This window comes from Chryseobacterium sp. Leaf394, assembly GCF_001424105.1.
Classification (GTDB): domain Bacteria; phylum Bacteroidota; class Bacteroidia; order Flavobacteriales; family Weeksellaceae; genus Chryseobacterium.
The window spans coordinates 924,244-950,217 of sequence record NZ_LMQH01000011.1; the positions used below are offsets into that span (position 1 = coordinate 924,244).

A 25,974-nucleotide genomic window follows, 5' to 3' on the forward strand; every position below is an offset into this window, starting at 1 on the left:
TATTTTTAAAATTAACTATTAAACATCCTTTATAAAATCCTCATACTCATAATAAAACCTCTCAAAGCCATCCATTTTTTCGACAAAAAATTCGAAGGTTTCCTGCCATGTATTTTTATTAAAAACAGAAATGCCTTCTTTTTCTACCCAGATTCTGCTAATGACTTTTCCGTTTTCCAGAGAGTAGAATTCTTCTTTGTGAAAATCGCCGATGAAATCTTTCAGAATGTCTTCCAGCGACCAGATTTTGTTGTAATAAGCATCCCGGAAGACTTCGTCTTTCATTTCGATATCCAGAGAAACCTCCGCCTTTTTCTTGTCGGCGTAGAATTTAAAGGAAAAATCCTTGATTTTGGTATTGTATAGAATCCATTTTCTCGGAAAAGATTTCCCGAATGCCGTCCAAAATTCCTTTTTTAACTGCTGTGCTTCTTCTTTACTGAACATGGGACAAATTTAGATAAAAAAGAGCCAAGTAAAAAGGTAAAAGAGACATGTAAAATGAGTCAAGTAAGTAGGAAAACAATTAGATTGTAGAATTCAATTTTCTAACAAAGCTCCCAAAGAATTTTCGATGTTGCTGCCACACCTGGCTCTTTTTACTTTTGCCTTGTTTCTTTAAGAAAACTTTTCCTATTTTTGCTGTAATGCTGTCAAAAAAATCTCAATATGCTTTTAAGGCGCTTTCATATCTCGTAGAAAAGAGAAATGATGGCCCTGTTCTTATTTCGGAAATTGCAGATCATAAGAAAATTCCCTTGAAATTTCTTGAAAATATTCTGCTGGAACTGAAAAAAGCAGACATCCTCGACAGCAAAAAAGGAAAAGGGGGCGGTTATTTTTTTAAAGAAAATCCTCAAAATGTGAATCTGGCAAAAATTATTCGTCTGGTAAATGGTCCCATTGCAATGCTTCCCTGTGTAAGCCTGAACTTCTACGAAAAATGTGCAGACTGTAACGAAGATCACTGCAGTTTACACGATGTTCTGATTGAAGTGAGAGATGCTTCACTTAAAATTTTAGAGGAAAAAACACTTTTAGATTTAATTGACTAAATCTGATTAAATTTAATTTTAGAAGTCTACTTATTTGGTAGGATAATATTTTTGTTGGATATTTGCGCATATCAAACAGAAAATTATGTTTTCAAAAGAGGATATCAAAACTTTGCAGCAACTTAATTTGGAGGATGGATTACAGTTTATTTCATCAAAATTCTCCGAAGGAATTGTTTTCTCTACGTCGCTTGGTCAGGAAGATCAGGTAATCACAGACGCTGTCTTCAGAAATAATTCACCGATAAAAGTTTTCACTTTAGATACCGGACGACTTTTCTACGAACACTACGATTTACTTTCAAAAAACAATTCACGTTATCAGAAAAAAACCGAAGTTTATTTCCCGGAATCTTCTGACGTTGAAAAATACATGGTTGAAAAAGGCGTCAATGCTTTTTATCACTCCGTTGAAAACAGAAAGCAATGCTGTTTTATCCGAAAAGTAAAACCTCTAAACCGAGCTTTGGAAAATGCCAGAGTCTGGATCACAGGACTTCGTGCTGAACAGTCGGAAAACCGCGAAAATATGCAGATTCTGGAATGGGATGAGGAACGGAAATTATACAAATACAATCCGCTCATTTCCTGGACGTATCAGGATGTTTTAAATTATCTTGAACATCACAAGGTTCAGGAACTGTCTCTTCATAAAAAAGGTTTTATCAGTGTAGGCTGTCAGCCATGCACAAGAGCCATCGCAGAAGGCGAAAACCCGCGGGCAGGACGCTGGTGGTGGGAAACGTCACAAAAAGAATGCGGTCTGCATTCAAATTAATTCAAATTTAATCTTTCAAATCATAATGAGTGATCATAAACTAAATTATCTCGAGCAACTTGAGGCGGAAAGCATTTATATCATGCGTGAAATTGCGGCTCAGTTTGAAAAACCTGCTTTGCTTTTCAGCGGTGGAAAAGATTCAATTACACTGGTTCATTTGGCAAAAAAAGCTTTTGCTCCAATGAAAATTCCTTTTCCATTCGTGCACATTGATACGGGACACAATTTTCCTGAGGCACTGCAGTTCAGAGATTATTTTGCCGAAAGTCTTGGAGCCGAACTGATCGTAAGAAAAGTGGAAGATACCATCAAAGCTAAAAATTTAACTGAACCAAAAGGAAAATTTGCTTCAAGAAACTGGTTGCAGACACATACTTTATTAGATACAATTGAAGAATTTCAGTTCGATGCCTGCATCGGCGGAGCGAGAAGAGATGAAGAAAAAGCAAGAGCAAAAGAACGTTTTTTCTCGGTCCGTGATGAATTCGGACAGTGGGATCCTAAACTACAGCGTCCTGAATTGTGGAATATTTATAACGGTAGAATCAACAAAGGTGAAAACGTGAGAGTTTTCCCAATTTCAAACTGGACTGAATTGGATGTCTGGAATTATATTAAAAAAGAAAATATTCAGCTGCCATCCATTTACTTTGCCCACAACCGTGATGTGATTGAGTTTGAAGGACAGTTAATTGCCGTCTCAGATTTTATTCAGATTGATGAAAATGATGAGATTAAAAATAGAAAAGTGCGTTACAGAACCGTCGGAGATATGACCTGTACAGCCGCAGTTGAAAGTTCAGCTGAAACTTTGGATGAAGTGGTAAACGAAATTACCGCTTCCCGAATCTCCGAACGCGGCGAGACCCGAATCGACGACAAAGTAACGGAAGCTGCAATGGAAGACAGAAAAAAGGGAGGATATTTTTAGATGGGTAATGAGCAATGAGTAATAAGCAATCCCAAAATACTGCATATTTGCTCACTGCTTATTATAAACTGCAAATTGTACCGTTCGTATAATTACTCATTACTAATAAAATAAACGTGGACATATTAAGATTTATCACCGCAGGGAGTGTAGACGACGGCAAAAGTACGCTGATCGGAAGACTTCTCTACGACAGCAAAAATATTCTGATCGACCAGCTTGAAGCGCTGGAGAAACAGTCAAAAAATAAAAACGGAAACGGGGTTGATCTCGCCATTCTCACCGACGGTTTGAGAGCTGAAAGAGAACAGGGAATTACGATAGATGTAGCTTATAGATATTTTTCGACTCCGAAAAGGAAATTTATTATTGCAGATGCACCGGGACATATTCAATACACCCGAAATATGATTACAGGAGCTTCCAATTCGCAATTAATAGTGATTCTGATTGACGCAAGACAAGGCGTGATTGAGCAGACAAGAAGACATTCGATTATCGCTTCGTTATTAAAAATGAAAAATGTGGTGGTTGCCATCAACAAAATGGATTTGGTGGATTATTCTGAAGAGATTTATAATGACATCAAAGCTCAGTACGAACTGGTTGCTAAAAAACTAAACCTTGAGAATGTTAGTTATTTTCCAATTTCAGCTTTTCACGGAGATAATATTGTTTCTAAATCTGAGAAAACCGGTTGGTATCAAGGTTCTACACTTTTAGATTTTCTGGAAAATGTTGAGATTAATCAGAATCAGGAACAGGAAAACCCGAGATTTCAGGTGCAGTACGTGATCCGTCCGCAAACGGATGAATTGCATGATTACAGAGGTTATGCAGGAGAAGTGATTTCGGGAATTTATAGGAAAGGTGATGAGATTACCGTTCTTCCACAAAATATTCAGACCAAAATCTCAAAAATTGAAAATGGCGGAAAAGAAGTAGATTTTGTTTTTACCAATCAGCCTGCGGTGATTCACATTGAAGACGATATTGATATCAGCCGCGGCGATTTTTTAGTAAAAACCAATCAACAGCCAAGAGTTGAAAACGAACTTGAAGCCGTTGTCTGCTGGCTCGACAAAAAAGAGCTGAACGAGGGAAACAAATATTTTATTCAGCACAAAAGCAAAACCCTAAAAGCAGTTATCAAAGAAATTGAATATAAAATTGATGTCAATACACTTGAACAGATGCCCGTAACAGAAAGCATCAGACTGAATGAAGTTGTAAAAGTGAGATTAAAAACCGCCTCACCTTTGGTTTTCGACAGTTTTGAAGAAAGCAGGTCAACAGGAAATGCCATTCTTATTGATGAAACAAGCAATTCAACCGTTGGTGCGGTGATGATTTTATAGTTTTTTTAAACACTTGATGATATGGTAATTTCGCAGAAAATTCAATTCAGGCTCAATGTCCTTTTGATTACGGTAATCGTTCTAGTCATAGCATTTATTTCAATGTACAGTTTGGGATATTTAGACGAACTTGAAATTATTCTTGCCAAAGACAATCATATTTTTTACTGGATGCTTCTCGTGGGTGTTTTCGCAGAAGTTGTCGCAGGATCAATGGGAATGGGCTACGGCGTAATTTGTACGACGACTCTGTTATTTCTCAATATTCCACCACACATCGTGAGTGCAAGTATTCACTCTGCTGAAAGTTTTACAACGGCAGCCGGAAGTATCAGCCATATTAAACTGAAAAATGTAAGCAAAAGCCTGGTGAAAAAGCTGGCAATTCCGGCCATTATCGGTGCAATTGTTGGCGCACTGTGTTTAACATACGTTGGCGAATATTACTCGAAAATTACCAAAACAGTCATCGCTTTTTATACGCTGTATCTAGGTTTTAAAATTTTGTCTAATGCATTTAAACCAAAACAGAATAAAGCTTTAAAGAAGAAAACAAATCTTACAAGACTTGGTGTAATCGGTGGTTTTATCGATTCATTTGCAGGTGGAGGCTGGGGTCCTTTGGTAACCGGAACTTTAATTAAAAATGCTTTTACGCCGAGATTTGCAGTAGGAAGTTCTACTGTGGCAAAATTTATCCTGACAATTACTGCGGCCATCACCTTCTTTTTTACTTTGGGAATTCAGCACTGGAATATTATTCTCGGACTTCTCATCGGAGGAATTATCACCGCACCATTTTCCGCAATGCTGACTGCCAAACTTCCAGTAAAAAATATGTTTATCATCATCGGAACATTGGTGATTGTCATGAGTTCGGTTACAATTTTTAAATCGGTTTTTTGATTTAAAATTTAAAGCTTAATATTTAAGAGATTTAAATCTACTCAGTATTCTTAACTGAGTGAAACGCCTTTGTGCACGAAAAACAAACAGACTAATTTTTAAAAAATATCTTTGCAAACCTTGCGCTAAAAATATTTACACTGAATTTTTTTGTGAAAAATTTAGGAGAATCTGAATTTTATTAAAATCAAAAATAATTTACATTTACAGCCTAAAAATAACACATGAATTTACACATTGTCGCCCTGTTCAAATTTCAGGAAAACTATCTGATGGAAGCGGTTGAATTGTTTCAAAACCTTGTAAAAGAAACCAGAAAAGAAGAGGGCTGTCTGCAATACGATCTCATTGAAGATAACGAAAATAAAGGTACATTTTTCCTTGTTGAACTTTGGGAAACCCGAGAACATCACAACCGACACAACGGGCAGGATCATCTTCTGAATTTCAGACGTGATGCCTCCAAAATTTTATCTGAAACAGCGCAGGTTTACAAAGGATTTAAGATTTATTAAGGGCCTGGTAAAAAGTAAAAAGAATCAAGGGAAAAAATTGTAGGAAAAAGTAAAATTGGTTTTTATAAAGTAATTTTGATAATTATCAATTATCAATTATCAATTATCAATTATCAATCATCAATCATCAATCATCAATCATCCAACACCCCACATCCCTCACAAAAACAAAAGGCAGTTTCAGAAATTTTGAGACTGCCTTTTTATTAGAAAAAATAGAAAGTATTATTTTTTGATAAACTTCGACTTTTGAATTTTTCCGTCCTTAGTTTCAATAAGAATGTAATAAACTCCAGTCTGAAGCGTGCTGATATTGAATCTGTTGTAGTCTACCGTTCCTGCAGCTACTCTGGTTCCTAAAGCAGAATAGATTTCTACAGATTTTGGAGAATCTTTTCCTACAAACTGTAAAGCTGTGTTTTCTGAATTGACTGCAAATTTAATTGCGTCGGTTGATTTTGTAATATCTGAAGTTGCTAATGAACCTAACACATCATAGATTACATCATCCACATAAGCTGCAGCGTGATTTGTTGCTCCGCTAAATCTCCAGGCAATGTATTGCTTAGTAGAGGTTGGTACATCAAACGTAAGAATTTGAGGTGTAGTTGAACCTGCTGTTAGAGCTATTGGGCTTCCTAATGATGTAAAAGTTGTCATATCTGTGATACTTGAAACCATTCCTACCTCAATTGTTGCATTTCCTAAAGAATTTGAAGAAATGTTGGTTGTAAATCTTATTTTCTTACTTCCGTCTGGAGCAACAATCTTTGGAGAAATAAGATACATGTTGGTGTTAGGAGTAGTGTTCGCATAAAACTGAACTGCATTACTACCGTTGTTCGCAGCAGTATAAACATTGTGAGGAACAGTTGCAATTACTTTATTCCATCCGTTCTGAGGTAGTGAAGCAGGGTTTCCAGGTCCGGTAAATGCATTAAAATTTTCGTTGATTGTTCCTGCTGGCGGCGTATCATATATTACATCATCAACTAAAACAGCAGCATGCTCCGCACTTCCGATAAATTTAAAAGCGATGTATTGTTTAGTAGATGAAGGTACAGTAATGGTAACTGTCTGTTCTGTTGTAGAAGTCACGTTGTATACCGGACTAATTGATGTAAACGCAGCAGTTCCTGTAGTTGAGCTTTCAGAAATTAATCCTACCTGTAAAGTTCCTGAACTACCAGTTCCACCTGTTTGAGCGTAAGTAAAGGTTAAAGTCTTTGTACCATCTGGCGCTACGATCTGTGGACTTACGAGATAACCATCAACTCCTGGATAGAAGAAGCTGTAAAATTGTGCGTACTTATCAGTAGTTCCGTCAGCATAAACTCTTGGACCTGCAGTTGATACAACTTTTGACCAATTGTTTTGAGGCCATGGTGCGCCTAATCCTGTAGTAAATGACTCAAAAGTTTCGTTGATTGTTGCAACCTGTGCATTTGCAGATATTGCAGTGAAAACTAAAGCTCCGAAAAGTAGTTTTAATTTCATAACGTTTTTATTATTTAGAATTATTCTACAAAAGTAAATATTTATTTTTAAACATTCTAAATAAAAAGATGACATTTGTCTTGTTTTAATATTAAATCATCCTTATTGCTCCAATTAGAATCTTTCCAAAGGTGTGTAAAAACCCCCTGCTGTATAAGCTTTAAAGGTAATCGAAATTCCCTACGTTCAGAATAAAAATAAATCTGCAGTAGAAAAGATATGGGAAAATGTCATATTTAAATTATCTATTTATTTTTAACTATTCTAAATAAACCATTATATTTGTCAAAATTTTTTTCCACATGAAGAAGAGAGTACTGTCAATACTGGCATTATCAGCAATTACAAGCATTTACGCTCAAGAGAAAGATTCTGCAAACCAAAAAAACATCAGTGAAGTTGTTATTACCGGACAATACATGCAGCAATCAATCAATAAATCAATATATAAAGTTGAAGTAATTGATGCTGAGATGATCAAAAATATGGCAGTAACTACAGCTGCGGAAGTTCTGAACCAAAATCTGAATATTCAGATTGCACCAGATGCAGGAGACGGAAGCTCCCGGGCAAACATCATGGGATTAGGATATGAATACACCAAAATTTTGATTGATAATATTCCTGTAGTTACAGACAGAGGCAGCGGAAATCAGATGGATTTAAGCAAGCTAAACGTAAATAATATCGAACGTATCGAAGTGGTAAAAGGAGCCATGGGCGTGGAATACGGAAGCAATGCTGTAACAGGTGTCATCAATATTATTACCAAGAAAAATTACAGTAAAAAAGTAAACGTAAACCTTTCACTTCAGGAAGAAACTGTGGGTAAAGATTACGACTGGTTCAAAAAAGGAAACGGCAGACACATTCAGTCTTTAAATTTAGGATATAAAATTAATCCGAACTGGACGGTGACTGCAGACATCAACCATAATGATTTTCAGGGTTACAAAGGTAAATTGAAGGGGTATAAACATTTTTCTGAAGGTAACGACGGTTTGAGAGGCTATGAGTGGCTTCCGAAAGATCTTTTGATTACAAATGCTGCGGTAAGATATGCTAAGAACAATACTTCATTATTTTATAAAGTTAATTTCCTGAGAGAAAATATCAACTCGAGAAATAAAGTAGTGCAGGAATTTCCGCTTACTGGGGGAAACCGTACTTACGTTGCAGACGATACCGACTTCTTTACAAACCGATGGATTCATCAGTTTAATATTCAGACAAAATTGGGAAGAATCAATTATTTAGGAGATTTCTCATATCAAACTCAGAAAAGAGAAAATCAGGATTATCGATTTGATGTTCCGAACAGAACAGAGATTTCCAGAGCTGAAAAAAACACATATTATGATTCTAAAGTCCTGTATTCAAGAGGGATGTTCAGTAATTTCTTAGACAGCGAAAAAATTAATTTTCAGTTAGGATACGAGTTGGACAGAACCAGCGGTTTTGCCACTGCAGCCACACTTACGAACAATACAGCAAACGTAGATAATATTAACAGAGCCATCTTCAGCTATGCCAATTTCATCTCTGCAGAATGGAAAGTTTCAGATGATTTATCATTAAGACCGGGATACCGTCTGGCATTAAGCGATCGCTTTAATTCTCAAAACAACTATTCATTAACGGCACGTTACAGCACTTCTGAAAAATCAGATCTAAGAGCTGTTTTCGGATCATCCAATAGATTTCCAACGTATGAAGAGCTGTATTCTTACACCGTTGATTCAAATCACGACATCAGAGGAAACGAAAATTTAAAACCGGAGACGGGATATTCAGTTGGTTTATTTTGGGATTACAAAACTAAAAGTACCAACAACTGGAACTTCGATGTAAGCGTATCCGGGATGTATCTGGATGTACAGGACAGAATTCAGAATGTAATTATCAGCAACAGTCCGCTTAGATTTACTTATCTAAATATCAACAAGTACAATTCTCTTATTTTCGGAGGAAATTTTTCAGCGAAAAAAGATAATTTCTCTTTAAATGCCGGAGTTTCTGTAATGGGAATTTCTCAGGAGCTGATTGCCGGAAATGTAACCTCACCGGATGATTACAATTTTTATACAGAAGCCAATTTAGCAACTACTTATACACTTCCTCAGACGAAAACCCTGTTTGCTTTATACTACAAATATACCGGCGTAATGAAACAGTTTGTACAGGAGACCAATGCTGATATTTCGGCTCCTGCGAATTTTATTTTGGGTGAAATGGGAGATTTCAATATGCTGAATTTCACTGTTTCTCAGCCATTCTTTAATAATCATTTTGAAGTAGCTGCAGGGGTTAAAAATATATTTGATGTCAGCAGTCTGAGAAATACAATTATACAGGGTGATGCTCACAACGCTACAGTGGGAGATTCTAATCTTTTTTATGGCAGAAGCTATTTTGTAAGACTAAACTATAATTTTTAAAATATTTAAAATGAAAAAAATACTATTTGGATTATTGGTGGGAACCGCTTTGCTTTCAACATCTTGTATCAATGATAACGAAGATGCTATAGCTGTAGCGCCAATCGATGGAGCTTTGGTAAATTTAAGTGTTGGCGGAGCTACACAGCCAAATCAAATCTGGTTTGATTTAAGCGAAAACCAATTCATCAAAACAAAAAGAACCGACTGGGATTTTGCTTTCTATTCAGGAAGTTCATTTAAAGTAATTTTAAACTCATCTATTCAGATGGCGGCTACAAAAATTCCTGATGCAACCAATATTGATGCGGTTACCACTGCAAATGTTGCTGCTCTTCAGCCTTTGGTTCAGGTAGCCAGTTTCAGTGCTGCCAACGAAGCTTATATTGATGATGTTGCAGGAAATTTTCCTACAGGATACACCGCTATCGGTGAAGTGAAATCTTTAGATTCGGACAATGGAATTTATCTTGTAAATATGGGGAAAGACGTTTATCACGGCGCTGTAGCAGTCGGTGCGGTTACATATAACGGAGATCCGAGAGGCTGGATGAAAATTCAGGTGGTAAGATCAGGCGAAGGTTACAAAATAAAATATGCTAAACTGGACGATACCACCCATAAAGAATTTACAGTTGCTAAAAATCAGTTATACAACTACAGCTTTGTTACCTTAAATCATCTTACTGCTCAACCGGCAGCACAGGTTTCTATCCAACCGGAAAAAAAGAAATGGGATCTTTGCTTTTCAGTGGGTCTAAATATCATTCCTGGAACGGGAAGTTATATTTACGCAGATTTTATTCAACATAATAATGTCGGTAATGTCGGTGTTTATGAGGTTAAAGTTACCGCACCGGAAACCGGAGTTAATGCGTACAATAAATTTGAAGCTGCCAATATTGATCAGTCAAAATTCATCTACAATGACCACAGAGTTTTAGGAGCTAACTGGAGATCAACTGCGGGAGTAAACGGTCCTGAAGTGCTTGGAGACCGTTTCTACGTTGTAAAAGATGCAGACGGATATTACTTCAAACTGAGATTCACAAGATTAACAAAAGCAACCACCGACAGCCAGGGAACTGCAGGCGAAAGAGGATACCCTTCATTTGAATTTAAACCTTTGTAATTTTTAAACAGTTTTCTCTCCCTTTTAGGGTCGGGGCAAAGAAAAATTCTTTTAAAATATCCGTATTTAAAACACCCAACACCCATCATCCAACATCTAACGTCTAATAAATCAAATAAACAATGAAAAAATTCATTCTTGCAGCTTCTGTCCTTATCGCAGTTTACTCCTGCAAAAAAGAAGAGACAAAATCAACTGAAAACAATACCGAAGCAAAATCTGAAGCTCCGAAAACCAACCATAAAATCGTAACCTTGAACGGCGGAATTACAGAAATCGTTGCCGCTTTGGGTCACGAAAAAGAAATCGTTGCAACTGATGTTACCAGCACTTATCCGGAAGCGTTAAAAACTTCTGCTGAAAATTTAGGTCACGTAAGATCAATCACAATCGAACCGATTATGGCGGTTTCTCCAACCCTGATTTTGGCTTCAGATAAAGACATCAACCCTGATTTAATGGGGAAAATAAAGTCTTCAGGAATAAAAACGGAAACTTTCAAACAGGAATATACTGTGGAAGGAACCAAAAAATTAATCGCTGACGTTGCAAAAGCGATCGGAAATAATGATTATCAGAAATTAAATGATAAAATTGATACTGATTTAGCACAGGTTCAGACATTAAGTAAGAAACCAAAAGTTCTCTTCATCTACGCAAGAGGAAATATGATGATGGTTTTAGGTAGAAACACACCAATGGCAGCATTGATCGGTATCGCAGGCGGAGAAAATGCAGTGAATGATTTTGAAGATTTCAAACCTTTAACGCCAGAAGCCGTTGTAAAAGCAAATCCTGATGTATTATTCCTTTTCACAAGCGGATTGGAAAGCTCAGGAGGAATCGAGGGTGTTCTGAAAGCTCCGGGAGTTGCGCAAACCAACGCCGGAAAAAACAAGAAAGTGATTGCTATGGATGGAGGCCTTATTTCAGGTTTCGGACCAAGACTGGGAGAGGCTGCAGTTTCATTAAACAAACTTTTAATTGAAAACGCACAGTAAATTATTTTTTTATATTACACTAAGTGCCATACTGCTTGTTTTAATAGCAGTATGGTCTCTTGGTACAGGAGTTTACGATTTCGGAGGGAAATCTGCTTTTGAAGTTCTGGGAAAAGTAATCAGAGGAGATTCAGATCTTTCCATAAGCGATAAATATGTAGTCTGGGATGTAAGAGCAGCAAGAATTGTCATGGCAATCCTTATCGGAAGTATGCTTTCGGTATCGGGCACCAGCCTGCAGGGATTATTCAGAAACCCATTGGCAACAGGAGATTTAATCGGACTTACAGCGGGAGCAACGCTGATGGCAGCAATTACAATTGTTTTAGGAGGATATTTCAGAGAATATCTTCCTGAAGCAGTGCAGTTTTCGCTTGTCGGGATCGCAGCTTTCGCAGGTTCTCTACTCGCCATGCTGTTGGTTTACAGAATTTCCACGAGCGGAGGCAAAACCAATGTAGTGATGATGTTGCTCAGCGGTGTCGCAATTTCAGCAATAGGATTTTCCATTGTCGGATTTCTGATTTACATTTCAAAAGACGATCAGCTGAGAGATTTAACATTCTGGAACATGGGAAGTCTCGCCGGTGCAACCTGGACGAAAAATGCAATTTTAGCTGTAGTTCTCATTTTCTCATTCAGTATTCTGCTTCCGAAAGGTAAAGCTTTAAATGCAATGATGCTGGGCGAAAAAGATGCGCAACACTTGGGAATTAATGTTGAAAGACTAAAAAAGCAAATCGTAATAATCGTTTCACTAATGGTGGGAACGTGCGTTGCATTTTCAGGAACCATCGGATTTGTAGGTTTAATTGTGCCTTATATTTTAAGGCTTTTATTCAAATCAAATTATGGTTTCATTCTCCCGCTTTCAGCTATTTTCGGAAGTATTTTGCTGCTCACAGCAGATACTTTCAGCAGAAGCATTGTAGAACCGTCTGAATTGCCGATCGGAATTCTTACAGCCATGATGGGAGCACCGATTTTCATCGCCATTTTAATGAAATTTAAAAAGTCAGTTTAATGATAAAGGCACATCAAATCAATTACAGACACAAAGAATTTCACATTCTTAACAATGTGGATGTGTCCTTAGGCTTTGGCGAATTTTTAGCCATCGTCGGACCCAACGGTGCCGGAAAATCTAGTCTTCTAAGTGTTTTGGCGAATGAAGTGAAAAGCAGACAGCAGATTTTATTTAAAGATAAAAACATCACCGACTGGAAGATAACTGAACTTTCAAAACATAAAGCGAAATTTTCCCAGCACAATTCAAACGACATTCCTTTGGAAGTGAAAGATGTTGTGATGATGGGACGTTATCCTTATTTTGATGCCCAGCCGAAAGAGGAAGATCTTCAGGCAACAGACGAAATGATGCATCAGACCGACGTTTATCATCTGAAAGACAGAGAATACAATACTTTGTCTGGCGGTGAAAAACAACGTGTTCATTTGTCGAGAGTTTTAGCTCAGCTTAAAAATGAAATCACTCAAAAACTTCTTTTTTTGGATGAACCTCTGAATAATCTGGATGTAAAACACCAGTACAAAGCTTTGGAGATCATTAAGAATTTTACTCACAATGAAAATTCGGCAGTCGTAGTTCTTCATGATTTAAATTTAGCAGCTCAGTACGCAGACAAAATTTTACTGATGAAATCAGGAAAAGTAGCAGCATACGGAACGCCGGAAGAAGTTTTCACAGCAGAAAATATCAGCGAAGCGTACAATTTTCCCTGTACGATTTGCGACCACCCAATCACCAACAACCCAATGATTATTTTTGGATAATATGGAAGAAAAAGATTTAAAAATATTAGCTCAGAACCTTGCAAATCCTGAAGGAGAAACAGGATTAAAAGTAGCTGAAATGATGAATGCCACCAACATCGGAATGACGCTGGAAAGCATCAAAACATTATTAATAGAAGACGGCGAGAACATCCTCGAGATCGGTCACGGAAATGCAGCTCATGTAAAAAGTCTTTTAAATCTGGCAAACGACTTAAAATATACTGGAATTGATATTTCCGAAACCATGCACAATGAAGCCCGGAGATTAAATGATGAATTTAAAGATCAGGCTGAATTTGTACTGTATGAAGGAAAGTTATTGCCTTTTGAAGACAAGACTTTCGATAAAATTTTTACCGTCAACACGGCTTATTTCTGGAAACAACCCGTAGAATACTTAAACGAAATTTACCGCGTTTTAAAAGATAACGGAACTTTCGTTCTTACTTTCGGACAGCGTGATTTTATGGAAACTCTGCCTTTCACGCAGTATGATTTTAAACTCTACAACTCCGATGAAATGGAAGAAACGGTTTCTAAAAGTCATTTCAAAAGAATGAAAATTTCAGAAAAAGAAGAGCAGGTACAAAGTAAAGCAGGCGGCGAAACCGTTACAAGATTATACACAGTTTTAACAATCAAAAAATAAATAGATGAGCACTTTAGTTAACGAATTAAAAGAAAAATGGGAAGCTCTGAAAGCTGAAAACCCACATTTGAGAATAAGAAATGCCGCAGATCAGTTAGGCGTAAGCGAAGCTGAATTGTTGGCAACCAACGTCGGAGAAGGCGTTACTGTTCTAAGACCAGAATTTGCCAATATCTTAACCGAAGTTGAGCAGTTAGGAAAAGTAATGGCACTTACAAGAAACGACGAATGCGTTCATGAAAGAAAAGGCGTTTACAAAAACGGAGATTTCAGCAGTCCGCACGCGCAGCTTTTTGTAAATGAAGATATCGACTTGAGAATTTTCCAGAATCATTGGAAATCAGCTTTCGGAGTAGTGGAAGGCGACAGAAAAAGTCTTCAGTTCTTCGGTAAAGACGGTTTGGCATTGCACAAAATCTATTTAACGAAAGACAGCAACGCTGAAGCTTTCGATACAATCGTTGAGAAATTTAAGGCTGAAGATCAAAATATTGCTTTAGAAATTGAAGCTGTTGCTCCAAAAGCAGAAGAAAAAGCAGATTCTGAAATTGATGTGGAAGGCTTCCAAAAAGCGTGGACGGAGTTAAAAGACACTCACGACTTCTTCATGATGACCAGAAAATTCGGTGTTTCCAGAACTCAGGCTTTAAGACTGGCTCCTGAAGGTTATGCCAGGAAAATCGACAATTCAAAAGTGGTAAACGTTCTTGAAGAGGCTTCTGAAAAGAGTTTGCCAATCATGATTTTCGTTGGAAACAGAGGAATCATCCAGATCCACACGGGAGAAGTGAAGAAAACAATGTGGCACCAGCAGTGGTTCAACGTGATGGATCCTGATTTCAATTTACACTTAGATGTAACCAAAATCACCGAAGCCTGGATCGTAAAAAAACCAACAGAAGACGGTGAAGTAACGGCAATCGAGGTGTTCAACAAAGAAGGAGATTTCATCGTACAGTTCTTCGGAAAAAGAAAGCCGGGAATTCCTGAACTGCAGGAGTGGAAAGACTTGGTAGCAGGTTTGGAAAACTAAATAGATAGTTAGATTAATTGATATAAGGCCGTTTTGTATATTACAGGGCGGCCTTTTTTGATTTTAAATGTTAATTTAATGGTTACAAAGCATAATTGAAACTATTCCACTCAGTTTGTCATCCCGTAGGGATCTATACAGAATTTTTAGAGAAGAGCATTATCGGTTTTAAGAATTACTTCACACAAATTACGCGAAGTTTGTCATCCCGTAGGGATCTAAGCGATTTTTTGGCAAAACAATCTTAAAATTAAATTAATCCTCACCAAAAAATATTGTCGCATTCCAAAAGTATATTCTCATATCCCAAAAGTATATTCTTTTATCCCAAAAGTAAATTCTTTTATCCCAAAACTATATTCCTGCCTCCTGAAATAATATTGTTGTAATGTCAAATAATATTTTCGCAATGGCGAACAATATTCTTTCGATTGCGAAGAATATTTTGCAGTGGCGGACTATGTTTTTGCGTTGGCGAACAATATTCTTTCGATGGCAAAGAATATTTTTGCATTGGCGGACTATGTTTTTGCGGTGGCGAACAATATTCTTTCGATGGCGAAGAATATTTTTGCATTGGCGGACTATTTTCTTGCAATGGCAAACTATATTCTTGCGGTAGAAAACTCTATTTTTGCATTGTTATTCAATATTCTTATCATGGTAAATATAATCATCCATCTTACTTGAGATATTTGTGAAACCCATTATCAATATTTGTATATAAATTATTAAAAAAGAAAATATGAAAAATATATTCGCATTACTTTTATTAATTGTTTTGTGCTCGGCAAATGCACAAAACTTCAAACCTTACCAATTCTACGACAAAAAAGGAAAAGAAATAAAAACCGAAAAGCTGATTAAAGAATTAGCTGAATACGACGTCGTTTTCTTTGGCGAAAATCACAACAATTCCATCAACCACTGGTTGCAACTCAAGATTACCGAAGCATTATTTGAAAAGAAAAATGGGCAGATTACTCTCGGTGCCGAAATGTTTGAAAGAGACAACCAGCACCAGTTAGATCAGTATCTAAATGGAAAATTTGATGCGAAGACATTCAAAGACTCGGCGAGATTATGGAACAACTACGCCACAGATTACAAACCTTTGGTTGATTTTGCAAAAGATAAAAAACTGAAATTCATCGCCACCAATGTTCCGAGAAAGTACGCTTCCCAAACCTCAAAAGAAGGTCTGGAATCTTTAAATAAATTATCGGCAAAAGAAAAAACCTACATCGCTCAGCTTCCAATTAAAGTCACGCTCGAAACTCCAGGCTATCCCGAAATGAAAACCATGATGGGCGACCACGCCGACGAAATGAAAGTGATGAATTTCGTCTCAGCACAGGCCATCAAAGACGCCACTATGGCTGAATCAATTCTGAAAAATTTCCAGTCCGGAAAAACCTTCATCCACTACAACGGAAATTACCACAGCAAAGAATTTGGCGGAATTTACTGGTACATCAAACAGAAAAACCCAAACCTGAAAATGGCCGTAATCTCAGTCTTCGAATCAGAGGACCCTGAATTAAAAGTTCCTCAGAAAGATTATATTCCGACAGATTTTAATCTCATTATTCCGGAGGATATGACGAAAACTTACTGAAAAAAGAGCCAAGGCAAAAGTAAAAAGAGCCAAGTATATCGCATAAAATTAAGCAAATAAGTTCTGTGAAAATCTGTGAAATCTGTGAGAAATAAAATAATGCACAAAGTTTGTCATTCATTAGGCATCCTTGTGTTTTACAATATGAAAGATCCAACACAAAAGTAAAAAGTGCCAGGTGGAAATGTCGCACAGATTCCACAGATTCCACAGTTTAGATCTGCTCAATTTGCAGAATCTGCGCGAGATAAAAGTAAGCACAAAGTTTGTCATTTCAAAAGAATCTTGATATAGATCTGAAGTTTAGATCTTTTCCGGATGACAAACTCTGCGTTTAAAAAACATGCCCTATCTTTGCTCAACATTCCAATAAATGAAAAAAATATCTCTGCTCTTCGTTCTGCTCATCAGTTTTATCAACGCCCAGAAATTCACTTCTGATGAACTGAAAATCATCAATCAGGGCGACATTACGACTGCTTTACCGATTTATCAGACGACAGAAAATCATCAGCATCAAACGTTGCTAAGCATTTCATCAGACATCAATCCGCTCGATAAAAACACAGCAGTTTTGGTCAGCAGAATGAAAGCGTCGCTACAGTCAACCGACGGTGGAGTAGGCATTGCCGCACCTCAGGTGGGTATCAACAGAAAAGTAATCTGGGTGCAGCGTTTCGACAAAGAAGGCGAGCCTTTAGAGTACTTTCTCAATCCGCTCATCACATGGAAATCAGAATTACAGAATCTCGGTCCGGAAGGAGATCTCTCCATCCCCGATTTTTACGGTCAGTTTTACCGAAGCAAAGTTATCCAGCTGGAATATGTTGATTTAAAAGGTCAGAAATATACAGAAATAGTCGAAGGTTTCACAGCCGTCATCTTCCAACACGAAATCGACCATCTTTTCGGAATTTTAATTTCAGATAAAAATGAGAAAGAAAAGAAGGATGCTTATTTGAAAGTCGATGCGTTTAAGAAGAGTAATTCTTTAGTTGAATGATTGTAAAAAATTACTTTAATCTAAATTTTGTAGAGAAGAAATTTCCATTCAGATTACATTTTGATGAAGTTCCTAATTTTCCAGTACTACTATTCTTACCGATTTTAGTAAAATGGAAATCATAGTTACAATTATTTAAATCTTGTTGTGGATAAATCTTCATTTCCATAAAGATACCATGTTGAGTACCTTTATCCAATTGTATTTCATATTCGTACAACATGGCTTCTTCGTCAGGAACCTCAAGAATTAACGTGGGGTCACGATATGTTTTTTCAGTGTAGTTTATAACCTTCAATGATATAGGTTTATCAGTAAAATAAAATTTATATTTTTTTGGAATTAGATTTATCAGTTGATTTTTTGTAGTGTTGAAGTGTCCTGAAAAATGCAATTTGCTCGAAATAAAAATATTAATCCTCTCATTATCTTGATTGAGATTGTCGGAGAATTCTAAAAATTGCTCTTTTGTTGATACATATTCATCATCATAATCTTCCATTAAAAACTGCTTGTCTTTGTATTGTAAGATATAATAATTGATTTCTCTCTTTGTCCCATCATTATATTTTTCGGTTTTAATAATGTTTTTTTTGACATCAATCAGCTCATCTCCCAGAGTTAATGAATCTTTGTAAAAAGGAACTTTTGAAACAATAAAATCTGCGTAATTTAAAAGAATGGTTTTTTCTGATTGAAAATAAGTACCATTACTTTCTATCAATGTATATTCAGAATCCATACAGGCAGCACTCAAAGATTTGTACTTGAATGTTTTGTCAGAATTTAATTGTAAATATTGTTTGTAATTAAAACCATCTCCTTCATAAATAATTTGAGAAGAAAAATAAGGACATATTGCAATAAAAAATAATAATAACAGAGAGTTACGCATCAAATAATAATTTAATTATCAATATAAATATTCAGCATTGCAAAGTTTTATTCTTTTTCAATATTAATAAAAAAAAACGAATCAAAAAGATTCATCTGATATTTAGTAATTTTTTTTAAAACAAGTTACTCGGGAGAACTGGGCTTTTCTCCATACAAACTCGTCCTGTAATTAATCCCCCAATTCGCCACTTCATCAATAATCGGAGCCAAAGTTTTACCAAACTCGGTGATTTCGTATTCTACAGTTACAGGTTTTGTGTCGAGAACTTCCCGTGTGATCAAATGATTCATTTCCAGATCCTGAAGTTCTTTCGAAAGCATCTTTGCGCCTATACCATCAACTTCGCGGAGCAGATCCATAAATCTCATTTTATTGCTCTGAAGAAGCGTCCCCACAATATGAAATTTCCACTTTCCTGAAAGCAGTTCTACAGTATCTTTTATCGCATTCATCCGGTGTTTGCAGATGGCATTGTTGTTTACGGTTGAAATTTTTTTCATTTTGTTTTAGTTAGGATGCAAAGATAGTAATTTTCAGATAGGTAGTTTCCTCAAGGAAACCGGTTTCCAAAATGAAACCCATGGTATTTTAAATTCACCAAAGTTTTAGCTTTGCTGAAGAAAGAAAATTTCTCATGAGATTTTATAGAAATTTGATCATCTGCAGCCTGAGTGTTTTATCGCTGTCCTGTAGTGGTCAGACCGACAAAAAAAAGAATAAGAAAATGAGTACACAGACCACCAACCCTTTACTTTGTGATCCTGAAACAGGCATTTGCGGAGTTCCGGGAAGTGAAGAAAACGGTTCAGTAACTGTTGATACAACCGAAAAATCTGTGAAAGTAATCTATTTTACAGATCCTATTTGTTCGTCTTGCTGGGGAATCGAGCCTCAGTTGAGAAAAATGAAACTCGAATACGGAAATGAAATCGATGTAGAGTACCATATGGGCGGACTTTTGCCAGACTGGAGCTACAACAGTGGAGGCATCAGCAAACCGTCTGATGTTGCCCACCATTGGGATGAGGTAAGCGGTTACTACGACATGCCGATTGATGGCGATGTATGGTTGCAGGATCCATTAGATTCTTCGTATCCACCGTCGATTGCGTTCAAAGCTGCCCAGTTGCAGAATGAAGAAAAAGCGATACTTTTTATGAGAGAACTGAGAGAATTGGTTTTCCTTAAAAAGAAAAATATCGCAAAATGGGAAAACATGGCGCTGGCCGCTGAGAAAGTGGGTCTTGACGTCACTCAGCTGAAATCAGATTTCGAAGGTAAAGCAAAAACTTTATTTGAAAATGATCTGAAAATGGCGAGAGAATTTGGCGTAAGAGGATTTCCTACTATTTTCTTTGTTAATAATAAAGGTGAAAAGCAAATGGTTTATGGTTCAAAACCTTATCCATTTTACGAAACAGCGATTCTTACAGTAAATCCAAAGGCTGAAAAATCAGAATTTGCAAAAGACTGGGAATCTCTATTCAAAAAATACAGTTCACTGACTGCAAAAGAATTCACAGAACTCTCCGGAAACGGCAGAAAGGAAAGTGAAAAAATGCTCAACGAATTAGCCTCTCAGGGTAAACTTGAGAAAACGACCACAAAAAATGGCTCTTTGTGGACTAAAAAATAACCAAACATTTTTATATACTTTTTCTAAAGAACATTCATTTCTAGATCGTTGCAGATTTTCTGCAACGATTTTTTTTTATTTAAAAATTTTACAGACCGACCGTTTTGCCATAAAAAAAGGTTTAATTTGGCGAAAATGCTTGGGATCAATGCGGCTTGTTTAGTAATAAAAATTCTTTAAAAATTTTGAATTGGTAATTTTTAAAAATCAGATATTAATTCATTTTACTGTTTAAAAGACTGCGATTTGAAGATTTTAAAACCGCTTTTAATTCTCATCAAAAAATCTTACTTTTGCATATCTATAAAAAAGTAAAAGAAAGAATGAATTCCTACAAAAATCCATTGGAAGAGCGCTACTCCAGCGAAGAAATGTTGTTTAACTTTTCTCACAACAACAAATTCCAGAATTGGAGAAAGCTTTGGATCGCTTTGGCTGAGATTGAAAAAGACTTGGGTCTGGACATCACAGACGAGCAAATTGCAGAGTTGAAAGCCAATGTTGACAATATCGATTACGATAAAGCGGCAGAGTATGAGAAAAAATTCCGTCATGATGTGATGGCTCACGTTCACGCTTACGGTGATGTGGCGCCTTCTGCAAAAGGAATTATTCACCTGGGAGCAACTTCAGCGTTTGTAGGAGACAATACAGATTTAATTCAGATCCGTGACGGACTTTTAATTTTAAAGAAAAAGTTGGTAAACGTAATGAAAAATCTTGCTGATTTTTCAATTCAGTATAAAGATCTACCAACTTTAGGATTTACTCATTTCCAACCGGCTCAGTTGACGACTGTTGGAAAAAGAGCTACACTTTGGTTACAAAGTTTGGTTCTTGACATCGAAGAACTTGATTTCTTCTTAGAAACGCTACGTTTCAGAGGAGTAAAAGGAACAACCGGAACAGCAGCAAGTTTCCTGGAGCTTTTCAATGGAGATTATTCTAAAGTGAAACATTTAGATAAAGAATTGTCAAAAAGATTCGGTTTCGAAAAAGTTTTCGGAGTTTCGGGTCAGACTTATGACAGAAAAATTGATGCAAAAGTGGTGGCTTTATTAGGAAATATCGCACAGTCTGCACATAAATTCACCAACGATTTACGTTTGCTTCAAAATCTGAAAGAAGTTGAAGAACCATTTGAGAAAAACCAAATTGGTTCATCTGCAATGGCTTACAAACGTAACCCGATGAGAAGCGAAAGAATCGGAGCACTGGCAAAATATGTAATGTCATTGACGACAAGTTCTGCAATGGTAGCTTCAACGCAATGGTTCGAAAGAACACTGGACGATTCTGCAAATAAGAGATTAACGATTCCTCAGGCGTTTTTAGCGATTGATGCAATCTTATTGATCTGGAATAACATCATGAACGGAATTGTGGTGTACCCGAACAGAATCAACAAACATATTATGGAAGAACTTCCTTTCATGGCGACGGAATACATCATCATGGAAGAAGTGAAAGCTGGTGGCGACCGTCAGGAAATCCACGAAGTAATAAGAGTTCACTCAATGGAAGCCTCCAAGCAGGTAAAAGAAGAAGGTAAGGAAAATGATTTGATCGAAAGAATCTTAAACGATGATTCTCTGAAGCTTGATAAATCTAAACTGAAAGAAGTTCTTGATCCTAAAAACTTCATAGGTTTTGCACCAATTCAGACTGAAGAATTCATCGCAAATGAAGTTCAGCCGATTATTGATGCCAACAAAGACCTTATAGGTTTGGAGGCTGATCTTAAAGTATAAATATTGTGCAGTCTTTTGGGCTGCATTTTTTACTTTGTTCAATTAATGATTTGAATAAAGTATTGATGATTGAAATTTAATTATTTGGGCAGCTTAATTCGATTGGAATTTATCCTGAGCTTGTCGAAGGGCTCTCGTTAAATCCGGGCTGCAAAGATTCACTGCCATAATAAATTTCAGGAAAAATTCAAATAAATCTAATAAATATCCGACATCTAATGTCTCAAAACAAAAGAATTTTCGTAGAAAAAAGAGGAATTTTCGATGTAGAAAGTCCAAAAATTTTTGATGAAGTAAAAGCGGTGGTTCCGTCTGTCCAAAGTGTAAAAGTGTACAATGTGTACGATATTTTTGGATTAAATGACGGTGAATTCGAAAAAGTGGTCAACAGCACATTTGTGGATCCTGTTACCGATATTTTAATCGAGGAAAATCCTGCAGTAGGAGTTTATTTCGCATTGGAATTTTTACCCGGACAATACGATCAGCGTGCAGATTCTGCGCAGCAGTGTATCGCTTTACTGACTGGAAATGAGAAATCAAAAGTAAGAAGCGGTAAGCTTATGCAGTTTGAAGGCATTTCAGAAGCTGATTTGGTGAAAATCAAGGATCTTTTGATCAATAAAGTGGAGTCTCAGGAAAAAGATTTAGCAACACTGAATATTCCTGCAGAAGAAACGCCTTCAAAAGTGATTGTTCACGAAGGTTTTATCAATTTTGATGATGCTCAGTTGGAAGAATTCTTTAATTCTCACGGCTTTGCATTGGGATTGGATGATTTGAAATTCATTCAGGAATACTTTAAAACTGAACAGAGAAATCCAACAGAAACTGAACTGAAAGTTTTAGATACATACTGGAGTGACCACTGCCGTCACACAACATTCGAAACAGAGCTGTCAAACATTGAATTTGAAGGTCAGTTTAAACATACATTGGAAACTATTTTCAATGATTACATCGAAAAAAGAAAATTCTTAGGACGCGAATTGAAACCAATTTCTTTAATGGATTTGGCGACCGTTTGCGGAAGGTATTTCCATAAAACAGGCAATCTGGAGAACTTGGTGGTTTCTGACGAAATCAACGCCTGTACCATCCAGATCGAAGCTGAGTACGACGGTAAAAAAGAACCGTGGTATTTATTATTCAAAAACGAAACACACAATCACCCGACAGAAATTGAACCTTTTGGAGGTGCTTCAACGTGTTTAGGTGGGGCAATCAGAGATCCTTTGTCCGGACGTTCATTCGTTTTTCAGGCTATGAGATTGACGGGTGCTGCTGATGTTTTAGAACCTGTAAGTCACACATTGCCAGGGAAATTACCTCAAAAAACAATCACAAAACAGGCGGCAAACGGTTATTCTTCTTACGGTAACCAAATCGGTTTAGCGACTACAATGGTTTCTGAAATCTACGATGAAGGCTACAAAGCAAAAAGAATGGAAGTTGGTTTTGTTACCGGCGCCGTTCCTGTGGATTGGGTAAGACGTGAAAAGCCTGAAGCTGGTGATTCGATCATCATTTTAGGTGGTGCGACTGGTCGTGACGGTGTTGGTGGAGCAAGCGGAAGTTCGAAAGAACAGGACGAAACTTCTATCCACACAATGAGTTCTGAAGTTCAGAAAGGAAACGCCGTAGAAGAACGTAAAATCCAGAGATTATTCAGAAATCCGGAAGTGACGAGACTGATTAAGAAATCAAACGATTTTGGAGCGGGTGGAGTTTCTGTAGCCATTGGTGAAATCGCTGATTCTTTGGAGGTTAATCTGGATGTTTTGCCTTTAAAATACGAAGGTCTGAACGGAACCGAGCTTGCCATTTCTGAATCTCAGGAGAGAATGGCGGTTGTGGTTGAGCCAAAAGATAAAGACCAATTCATCAGATTCTGTGAAGCTGAAAACATTGTGGCTGTGGAAGTTGCAAAGGTGACAGATTCAGGGAGAATGCAGATGTTCTGGAAAGGAGATAAAATTGTTGATCTTTCAAGAGAATTTTTGGATACCAACGGATGTTCAAAAAGTCAGGAAGTTAAGATCACGCATCTTAATGAATTAAAAGAAGAAACTGAGGTTTTCACCGAAGAAAACTTCTTGAAAATTCTTGCAGATAAAAATGTTGCCTCTCAAAAAGGTTTATTGGAGATGTTTGATTCATCAATTGGTGCGACTACCGTTGCGATGCCTTTAGGTGGGAAATATCAGCAGACATTAATGGAAGGAAGTGCTCAGACATTACCTATTTTAGGAGCAAAAGATATTGAAACCGTTTCCTTTGCAAGTTGTGGATTTGATGCTGAAATTTCAAAGCAAAACTCGTTATTGGGAGCTTCATATGCAGTCGTTGAAAGTGTAGCGAAGATCGTTGCGATGGGTGGCGATTATAAGAATATAAGATTAAGTTTTCAGGAATATTTTGAGAAATTAGGTCAAAATGCTGAAAAATGGGGCAAGCCTTTGGCTTCACTTTTAGGAGCTTACGATGCGCAGATTAACCTAGGTTTGGCGGCCATTGGAGGTAAGGATTCAATGAGTGGAACGTATCAGGATTTGAATGTTCCGCCAACGTTGATTTCATTCGCTTGTGCTAACGGTGAGAAGAAGAATGTGATATCTCCGGAATTTAAACAGGCAGGAAATAAACTGTATTTTTTCAACCATATTCCACAGGAAAATGGACTTCCAAACTATGAAAATCTGAAGACAGTTTTTGAATTGATTTTCGACAATATCAAGGCTGGAAAAATCGTTTCAGTGAAGACTGTGAAAGAAGGTGGTGTTGCTGTTGCCTTAGCAAAAATGAGTTTTGGGAACAGATTGGGAGCTGACATAACTGTTGCTGATGAGAACATTTTACTGGCAAAAAATATCGGAAGTTTGATCATTGAATCAAGTGAAGAATTAAGTTCTGTTGATCTTCAATTAATTGGTGAAGTTGAAAATTCAAATATTCTCAAAATCAGTGGTTTGAATTTTGAAATAGAAAAATTACTTGAAGCGAATACAAATACCTTTGAGAACCTTTTCTCAACAGTTGAAAAAGAAAAAATAACGGTTGAATTAGATTCAAATCTGAACTCAGTCAACCCACGTAATATTGTCATTAAAAAACACGGAATTGCTCAGCCGAGAGTTTTCGCACCGGTTTTCCCGGGAACAAATTGCGAATACGATACGCTGAATGCATTCCAAAAAGAAGGAGCAATTGTTAGCAGTTTGCCTTTGATTAATATCAATCATAAATTGCTTGACGAAAGCATCGATGCATGGGTGGAAGAAATTAAACAGTCACAGATTTTAGCGTTCTCCGGAGGATTCTCTGCGGGTGATGAACCAGATGGTTCTGCTAAGTTTATCGTGAATGTTTTGAAGAACGAAAAGATGAAAAACGCCGTTCACGAATTGCTCGACAGAGACGGAATGATCATTGGAATCTGTAACGGTTTCCAGGCTTTGGTGAAGTCAGGATTATTGCCTTACGGTATAATTAAGGATCTGGACGAAAATTCTCCAACGTTGGCTCACAACGCGATCAGAAGACACATTTCTCAAATGGTGAACGTGAAAGTTCTGAATGACGAATCACCTTGGTTAAAAGGAATGAAAGATCAGGTGTTCACCATTCCAATTTCTCACGGCGAAGGTCGTTTTATGGCTTCGGAAGAAGAAATTCAGAAGTTGTATGAGAACGGACAGATTGCGACGCAGTACTTAGACTTAGATGGAAACATCGCTCACGGAATGCCTTTCAATCCTAATAACTCATTATTCGGAATTGAAGGAATCACAAGTCCGTGTGGAAAAATCTACGGAAGAATGGGGCACCCTGAACGTTTTGCAGAAGGTTTGATGAAAAATATTCCGACTGCGAATTACCATAATATCTTCAAAAACGGAGTGGAGTACTTTAAGTAAGCGGATGGCTTTTGGCAATTTGCTTTTGGCTTAAAAATACTGAGTTTAAAATACGACT

23 protein-coding genes are annotated in these 25,974 nt (G+C 37.0%); 19 read left to right on the top strand and 4 right to left on the bottom strand.

What is annotated here, in order from left to right; translation table 11 throughout:
* Nucleotides 1–18: 18 nt before the first annotated feature.
* A complete protein-coding gene (locus tag ASG21_RS08660; protein ID WP_056078377.1) occupies nucleotides 19–447 on the bottom strand; it encodes a DUF4268 domain-containing protein in 429 nt (142 codons plus the stop codon).
* Between the two features lie 200 nt (nucleotides 448–647).
* Between ASG21_RS08660 and ASG21_RS08665 the strand changes: the two genes are divergently transcribed.
* The 6 genes from ASG21_RS08665 to ASG21_RS08690 all read left to right on the top strand — a co-directional run bounded on the left by ASG21_RS08665 (nucleotide 648) and on the right by ASG21_RS08690 (nucleotide 5,546).
* Entirely contained in the window at nucleotides 648–1,055 is a 408-nt protein-coding gene (locus ASG21_RS08665; protein ID WP_056078379.1) for an Rrf2 family transcriptional regulator, read from the top strand.
* A gap of 85 nt (nucleotides 1,056–1,140) precedes the next feature.
* On the top strand, nucleotides 1,141–1,833 hold the full coding sequence (locus ASG21_RS08670; RefSeq protein ID WP_056078382.1) for a phosphoadenylyl-sulfate reductase: 693 nt from the start codon (nucleotides 1,141–1,143) through the stop codon (nucleotides 1,831–1,833).
* A gap of 25 nt (nucleotides 1,834–1,858) precedes the next feature.
* Entirely contained in the window at nucleotides 1,859–2,767 is a 909-nt protein-coding gene (gene cysD / locus ASG21_RS08675; RefSeq protein WP_056078385.1) for a sulfate adenylyltransferase subunit CysD, read from the top strand.
* Between the two features lie 116 nt (nucleotides 2,768–2,883).
* Complete coding sequence (locus tag ASG21_RS08680) at nucleotides 2,884–4,125, top strand: GTP-binding protein (protein WP_056078388.1); 1,242 nt, start codon at nucleotides 2,884–2,886, stop codon at nucleotides 4,123–4,125.
* A gap of 21 nt (nucleotides 4,126–4,146) precedes the next feature.
* Nucleotides 4,147–5,031: a sulfite exporter TauE/SafE family protein gene (locus ASG21_RS08685; RefSeq protein ID WP_056078391.1), complete on the top strand. Its 885-nt coding sequence runs from the start codon at nucleotides 4,147–4,149 to the stop codon at nucleotides 5,029–5,031.
* Between the two features lie 224 nt (nucleotides 5,032–5,255).
* The gene (locus tag ASG21_RS08690) at nucleotides 5,256–5,546 is read left to right on the top strand and encodes a putative quinol monooxygenase (RefSeq protein WP_056078395.1); all 291 of its coding nucleotides are present in this window, start codon (nucleotides 5,256–5,258) and stop codon (nucleotides 5,544–5,546) included.
* 225 nt (nucleotides 5,547–5,771) lie between these two features.
* Here ASG21_RS08690 and ASG21_RS08695 read toward each other — a convergent pair whose 3' ends face one another.
* The gene (locus tag ASG21_RS08695) at nucleotides 5,772–7,043 is read right to left on the bottom strand and encodes a choice-of-anchor J domain-containing protein (RefSeq protein WP_056078398.1); all 1,272 of its coding nucleotides are present in this window, start codon (nucleotides 7,041–7,043) and stop codon (nucleotides 5,772–5,774) included.
* 302 nt (nucleotides 7,044–7,345) lie between these two features.
* Between ASG21_RS08695 and ASG21_RS08700 the strand changes: the two genes are divergently transcribed.
* From ASG21_RS08700 to ASG21_RS08745, 10 genes are all read left to right on the top strand, one after another.
* Entirely contained in the window at nucleotides 7,346–9,481 is a 2,136-nt protein-coding gene (locus ASG21_RS08700; RefSeq protein ID WP_056078401.1) for a TonB-dependent receptor, read from the top strand.
* Nucleotides 9,482–9,491: 10 nt separating this feature from the next.
* Complete coding sequence (locus ASG21_RS08705; protein WP_056078403.1) at nucleotides 9,492–10,613, top strand: HmuY family protein; 1,122 nt, start codon at nucleotides 9,492–9,494, stop codon at nucleotides 10,611–10,613.
* Nucleotides 10,614–10,735: 122 nt separating this feature from the next.
* Nucleotides 10,736–11,614, top strand: coding sequence for an ABC transporter substrate-binding protein (locus ASG21_RS08710; protein ID WP_056078405.1), 879 nt, complete (start codon nucleotides 10,736–10,738; stop codon nucleotides 11,612–11,614).
* Nucleotides 11,598–12,638, top strand: coding sequence for an iron ABC transporter permease (locus ASG21_RS08715; protein WP_056078408.1), 1,041 nt, complete (start codon nucleotides 11,598–11,600; stop codon nucleotides 12,636–12,638). The genes ASG21_RS08710 and ASG21_RS08715 overlap by 17 nt, the downstream gene beginning before the upstream one ends.
* Nucleotides 12,638–13,408, top strand: coding sequence for a heme ABC transporter ATP-binding protein (locus ASG21_RS08720; RefSeq protein WP_056078411.1), 771 nt, complete (start codon nucleotides 12,638–12,640; stop codon nucleotides 13,406–13,408). The genes ASG21_RS08715 and ASG21_RS08720 overlap by 1 nt, the downstream gene beginning before the upstream one ends.
* A gap of 1 nt (nucleotide 13,409) precedes the next feature.
* Nucleotides 13,410–14,060 carry a class I SAM-dependent methyltransferase gene (locus ASG21_RS08725; RefSeq protein ID WP_056078414.1) on the top strand — a complete coding sequence of 217 codons (651 nt, stop codon included), beginning with the start codon at nucleotides 13,410–13,412 and terminating at the stop codon, nucleotides 14,058–14,060.
* Between the two features lie 4 nt (nucleotides 14,061–14,064).
* Nucleotides 14,065–15,093: a hemin-degrading factor gene (locus ASG21_RS08730; RefSeq protein ID WP_056078416.1), complete on the top strand. Its 1,029-nt coding sequence runs from the start codon at nucleotides 14,065–14,067 to the stop codon at nucleotides 15,091–15,093.
* A gap of 450 nt (nucleotides 15,094–15,543) precedes the next feature.
* Nucleotides 15,544–15,783 carry a hypothetical protein gene (locus ASG21_RS08735; RefSeq protein ID WP_128414261.1) on the top strand — a complete coding sequence of 80 codons (240 nt, stop codon included), beginning with the start codon at nucleotides 15,544–15,546 and terminating at the stop codon, nucleotides 15,781–15,783.
* A 55-nt stretch (nucleotides 15,784–15,838) separates the two neighbouring features.
* Nucleotides 15,839–16,711 (top strand): ChaN family lipoprotein, encoded by an 873-nt coding sequence (locus ASG21_RS08740; RefSeq protein WP_056078422.1) that lies wholly within the window; start codon nucleotides 15,839–15,841, stop codon nucleotides 16,709–16,711.
* 373 nt (nucleotides 16,712–17,084) lie between these two features.
* Nucleotides 17,085–17,714, top strand: a complete 630-nt coding sequence (locus ASG21_RS08745; RefSeq protein ID WP_056078425.1) for a peptide deformylase — start codon at nucleotides 17,085–17,087, stop codon at nucleotides 17,712–17,714.
* A gap of 10 nt (nucleotides 17,715–17,724) precedes the next feature.
* On the opposite strand, the gene ASG21_RS08750 is transcribed toward ASG21_RS08745, so the two are convergent.
* Both ASG21_RS08750 and ASG21_RS08755 read right to left on the bottom strand, forming a co-directional pair.
* Nucleotides 17,725–18,609 (bottom strand): hypothetical protein, encoded by an 885-nt coding sequence (locus ASG21_RS08750; RefSeq protein WP_056078428.1) that lies wholly within the window; start codon nucleotides 18,607–18,609, stop codon nucleotides 17,725–17,727.
* A gap of 125 nt (nucleotides 18,610–18,734) precedes the next feature.
* Nucleotides 18,735–19,112: a helix-turn-helix domain-containing protein gene (locus ASG21_RS08755; RefSeq protein ID WP_056078431.1), complete on the bottom strand. Its 378-nt coding sequence runs from the start codon at nucleotides 19,110–19,112 to the stop codon at nucleotides 18,735–18,737.
* Between the two features lie 224 nt (nucleotides 19,113–19,336).
* On the opposite strand from ASG21_RS08755, the gene ASG21_RS08760 reads away from it, so the two are divergent.
* The 3 genes from ASG21_RS08760 to ASG21_RS08770 all read left to right on the top strand — a co-directional run bounded on the left by ASG21_RS08760 (nucleotide 19,337) and on the right by ASG21_RS08770 (nucleotide 25,916).
* Complete coding sequence (locus ASG21_RS08760) at nucleotides 19,337–20,248, top strand: ClpXP adapter SpxH family protein (protein WP_056082267.1); 912 nt, start codon at nucleotides 19,337–19,339, stop codon at nucleotides 20,246–20,248.
* 323 nt (nucleotides 20,249–20,571) lie between these two features.
* Complete coding sequence (gene purB, locus ASG21_RS08765; RefSeq protein WP_056078434.1) at nucleotides 20,572–21,999, top strand: adenylosuccinate lyase; 1,428 nt, start codon at nucleotides 20,572–20,574, stop codon at nucleotides 21,997–21,999.
* Nucleotides 22,000–22,217: 218 nt separating this feature from the next.
* Nucleotides 22,218–25,916 carry a phosphoribosylformylglycinamidine synthase gene (locus ASG21_RS08770; RefSeq protein ID WP_056078438.1) on the top strand — a complete coding sequence of 1,233 codons (3,699 nt, stop codon included), beginning with the start codon at nucleotides 22,218–22,220 and terminating at the stop codon, nucleotides 25,914–25,916.
* The last annotated feature ends 58 nt before the right edge of the window (nucleotides 25,917–25,974 follow it).

Coding starts and splice junctions, on each gene's coding strand:
- ASG21_RS08660 (WP_056078377.1), bottom strand. CDS start 447: ATGTTCAGTAAAGAAGAAGCACAGCAGTTAAAAAAGGAATTTTGGACG.
- ASG21_RS08665 (WP_056078379.1), top strand. CDS start 648: ATGCTGTCAAAAAAATCTCAATATGCTTTTAAGGCGCTTTCATATCTC.
- ASG21_RS08670 (WP_056078382.1), top strand. CDS start 1,141: ATGTTTTCAAAAGAGGATATCAAAACTTTGCAGCAACTTAATTTGGAG.
- cysD (WP_056078385.1), top strand. CDS start 1,859: ATGAGTGATCATAAACTAAATTATCTCGAGCAACTTGAGGCGGAAAGC.
- ASG21_RS08685 (WP_056078391.1), top strand. CDS start 4,147: ATGGTAATTTCGCAGAAAATTCAATTCAGGCTCAATGTCCTTTTGATT.
- ASG21_RS08690 (WP_056078395.1), top strand. CDS start 5,256: ATGAATTTACACATTGTCGCCCTGTTCAAATTTCAGGAAAACTATCTG.
- ASG21_RS08695 (WP_056078398.1), bottom strand. CDS start 7,043: ATGAAATTAAAACTACTTTTCGGAGCTTTAGTTTTCACTGCAATATCT.
- ASG21_RS08700 (WP_056078401.1), top strand. CDS start 7,346: ATGAAGAAGAGAGTACTGTCAATACTGGCATTATCAGCAATTACAAGC.
- ASG21_RS08705 (WP_056078403.1), top strand. CDS start 9,492: ATGAAAAAAATACTATTTGGATTATTGGTGGGAACCGCTTTGCTTTCA.
- ASG21_RS08710 (WP_056078405.1), top strand. CDS start 10,736: ATGAAAAAATTCATTCTTGCAGCTTCTGTCCTTATCGCAGTTTACTCC.
- ASG21_RS08720 (WP_056078411.1), top strand. CDS start 12,638: ATGATAAAGGCACATCAAATCAATTACAGACACAAAGAATTTCACATT.
- ASG21_RS08725 (WP_056078414.1), top strand. CDS start 13,410: ATGGAAGAAAAAGATTTAAAAATATTAGCTCAGAACCTTGCAAATCCT.
- ASG21_RS08730 (WP_056078416.1), top strand. CDS start 14,065: ATGAGCACTTTAGTTAACGAATTAAAAGAAAAATGGGAAGCTCTGAAA.
- ASG21_RS08740 (WP_056078422.1), top strand. CDS start 15,839: ATGAAAAATATATTCGCATTACTTTTATTAATTGTTTTGTGCTCGGCA.
- ASG21_RS08745 (WP_056078425.1), top strand. CDS start 17,085: ATGAAAAAAATATCTCTGCTCTTCGTTCTGCTCATCAGTTTTATCAAC.
- ASG21_RS08750 (WP_056078428.1), bottom strand. CDS start 18,609: ATGCGTAACTCTCTGTTATTATTATTTTTTATTGCAATATGTCCTTAT.
- ASG21_RS08755 (WP_056078431.1), bottom strand. CDS start 19,112: ATGAAAAAAATTTCAACCGTAAACAACAATGCCATCTGCAAACACCGG.
- ASG21_RS08760 (WP_056082267.1), top strand. CDS start 19,337: ATGAGTACACAGACCACCAACCCTTTACTTTGTGATCCTGAAACAGGC.
- purB (WP_056078434.1), top strand. CDS start 20,572: ATGAATTCCTACAAAAATCCATTGGAAGAGCGCTACTCCAGCGAAGAA.
- ASG21_RS08770 (WP_056078438.1), top strand. CDS start 22,218: ATGTCTCAAAACAAAAGAATTTTCGTAGAAAAAAGAGGAATTTTCGAT.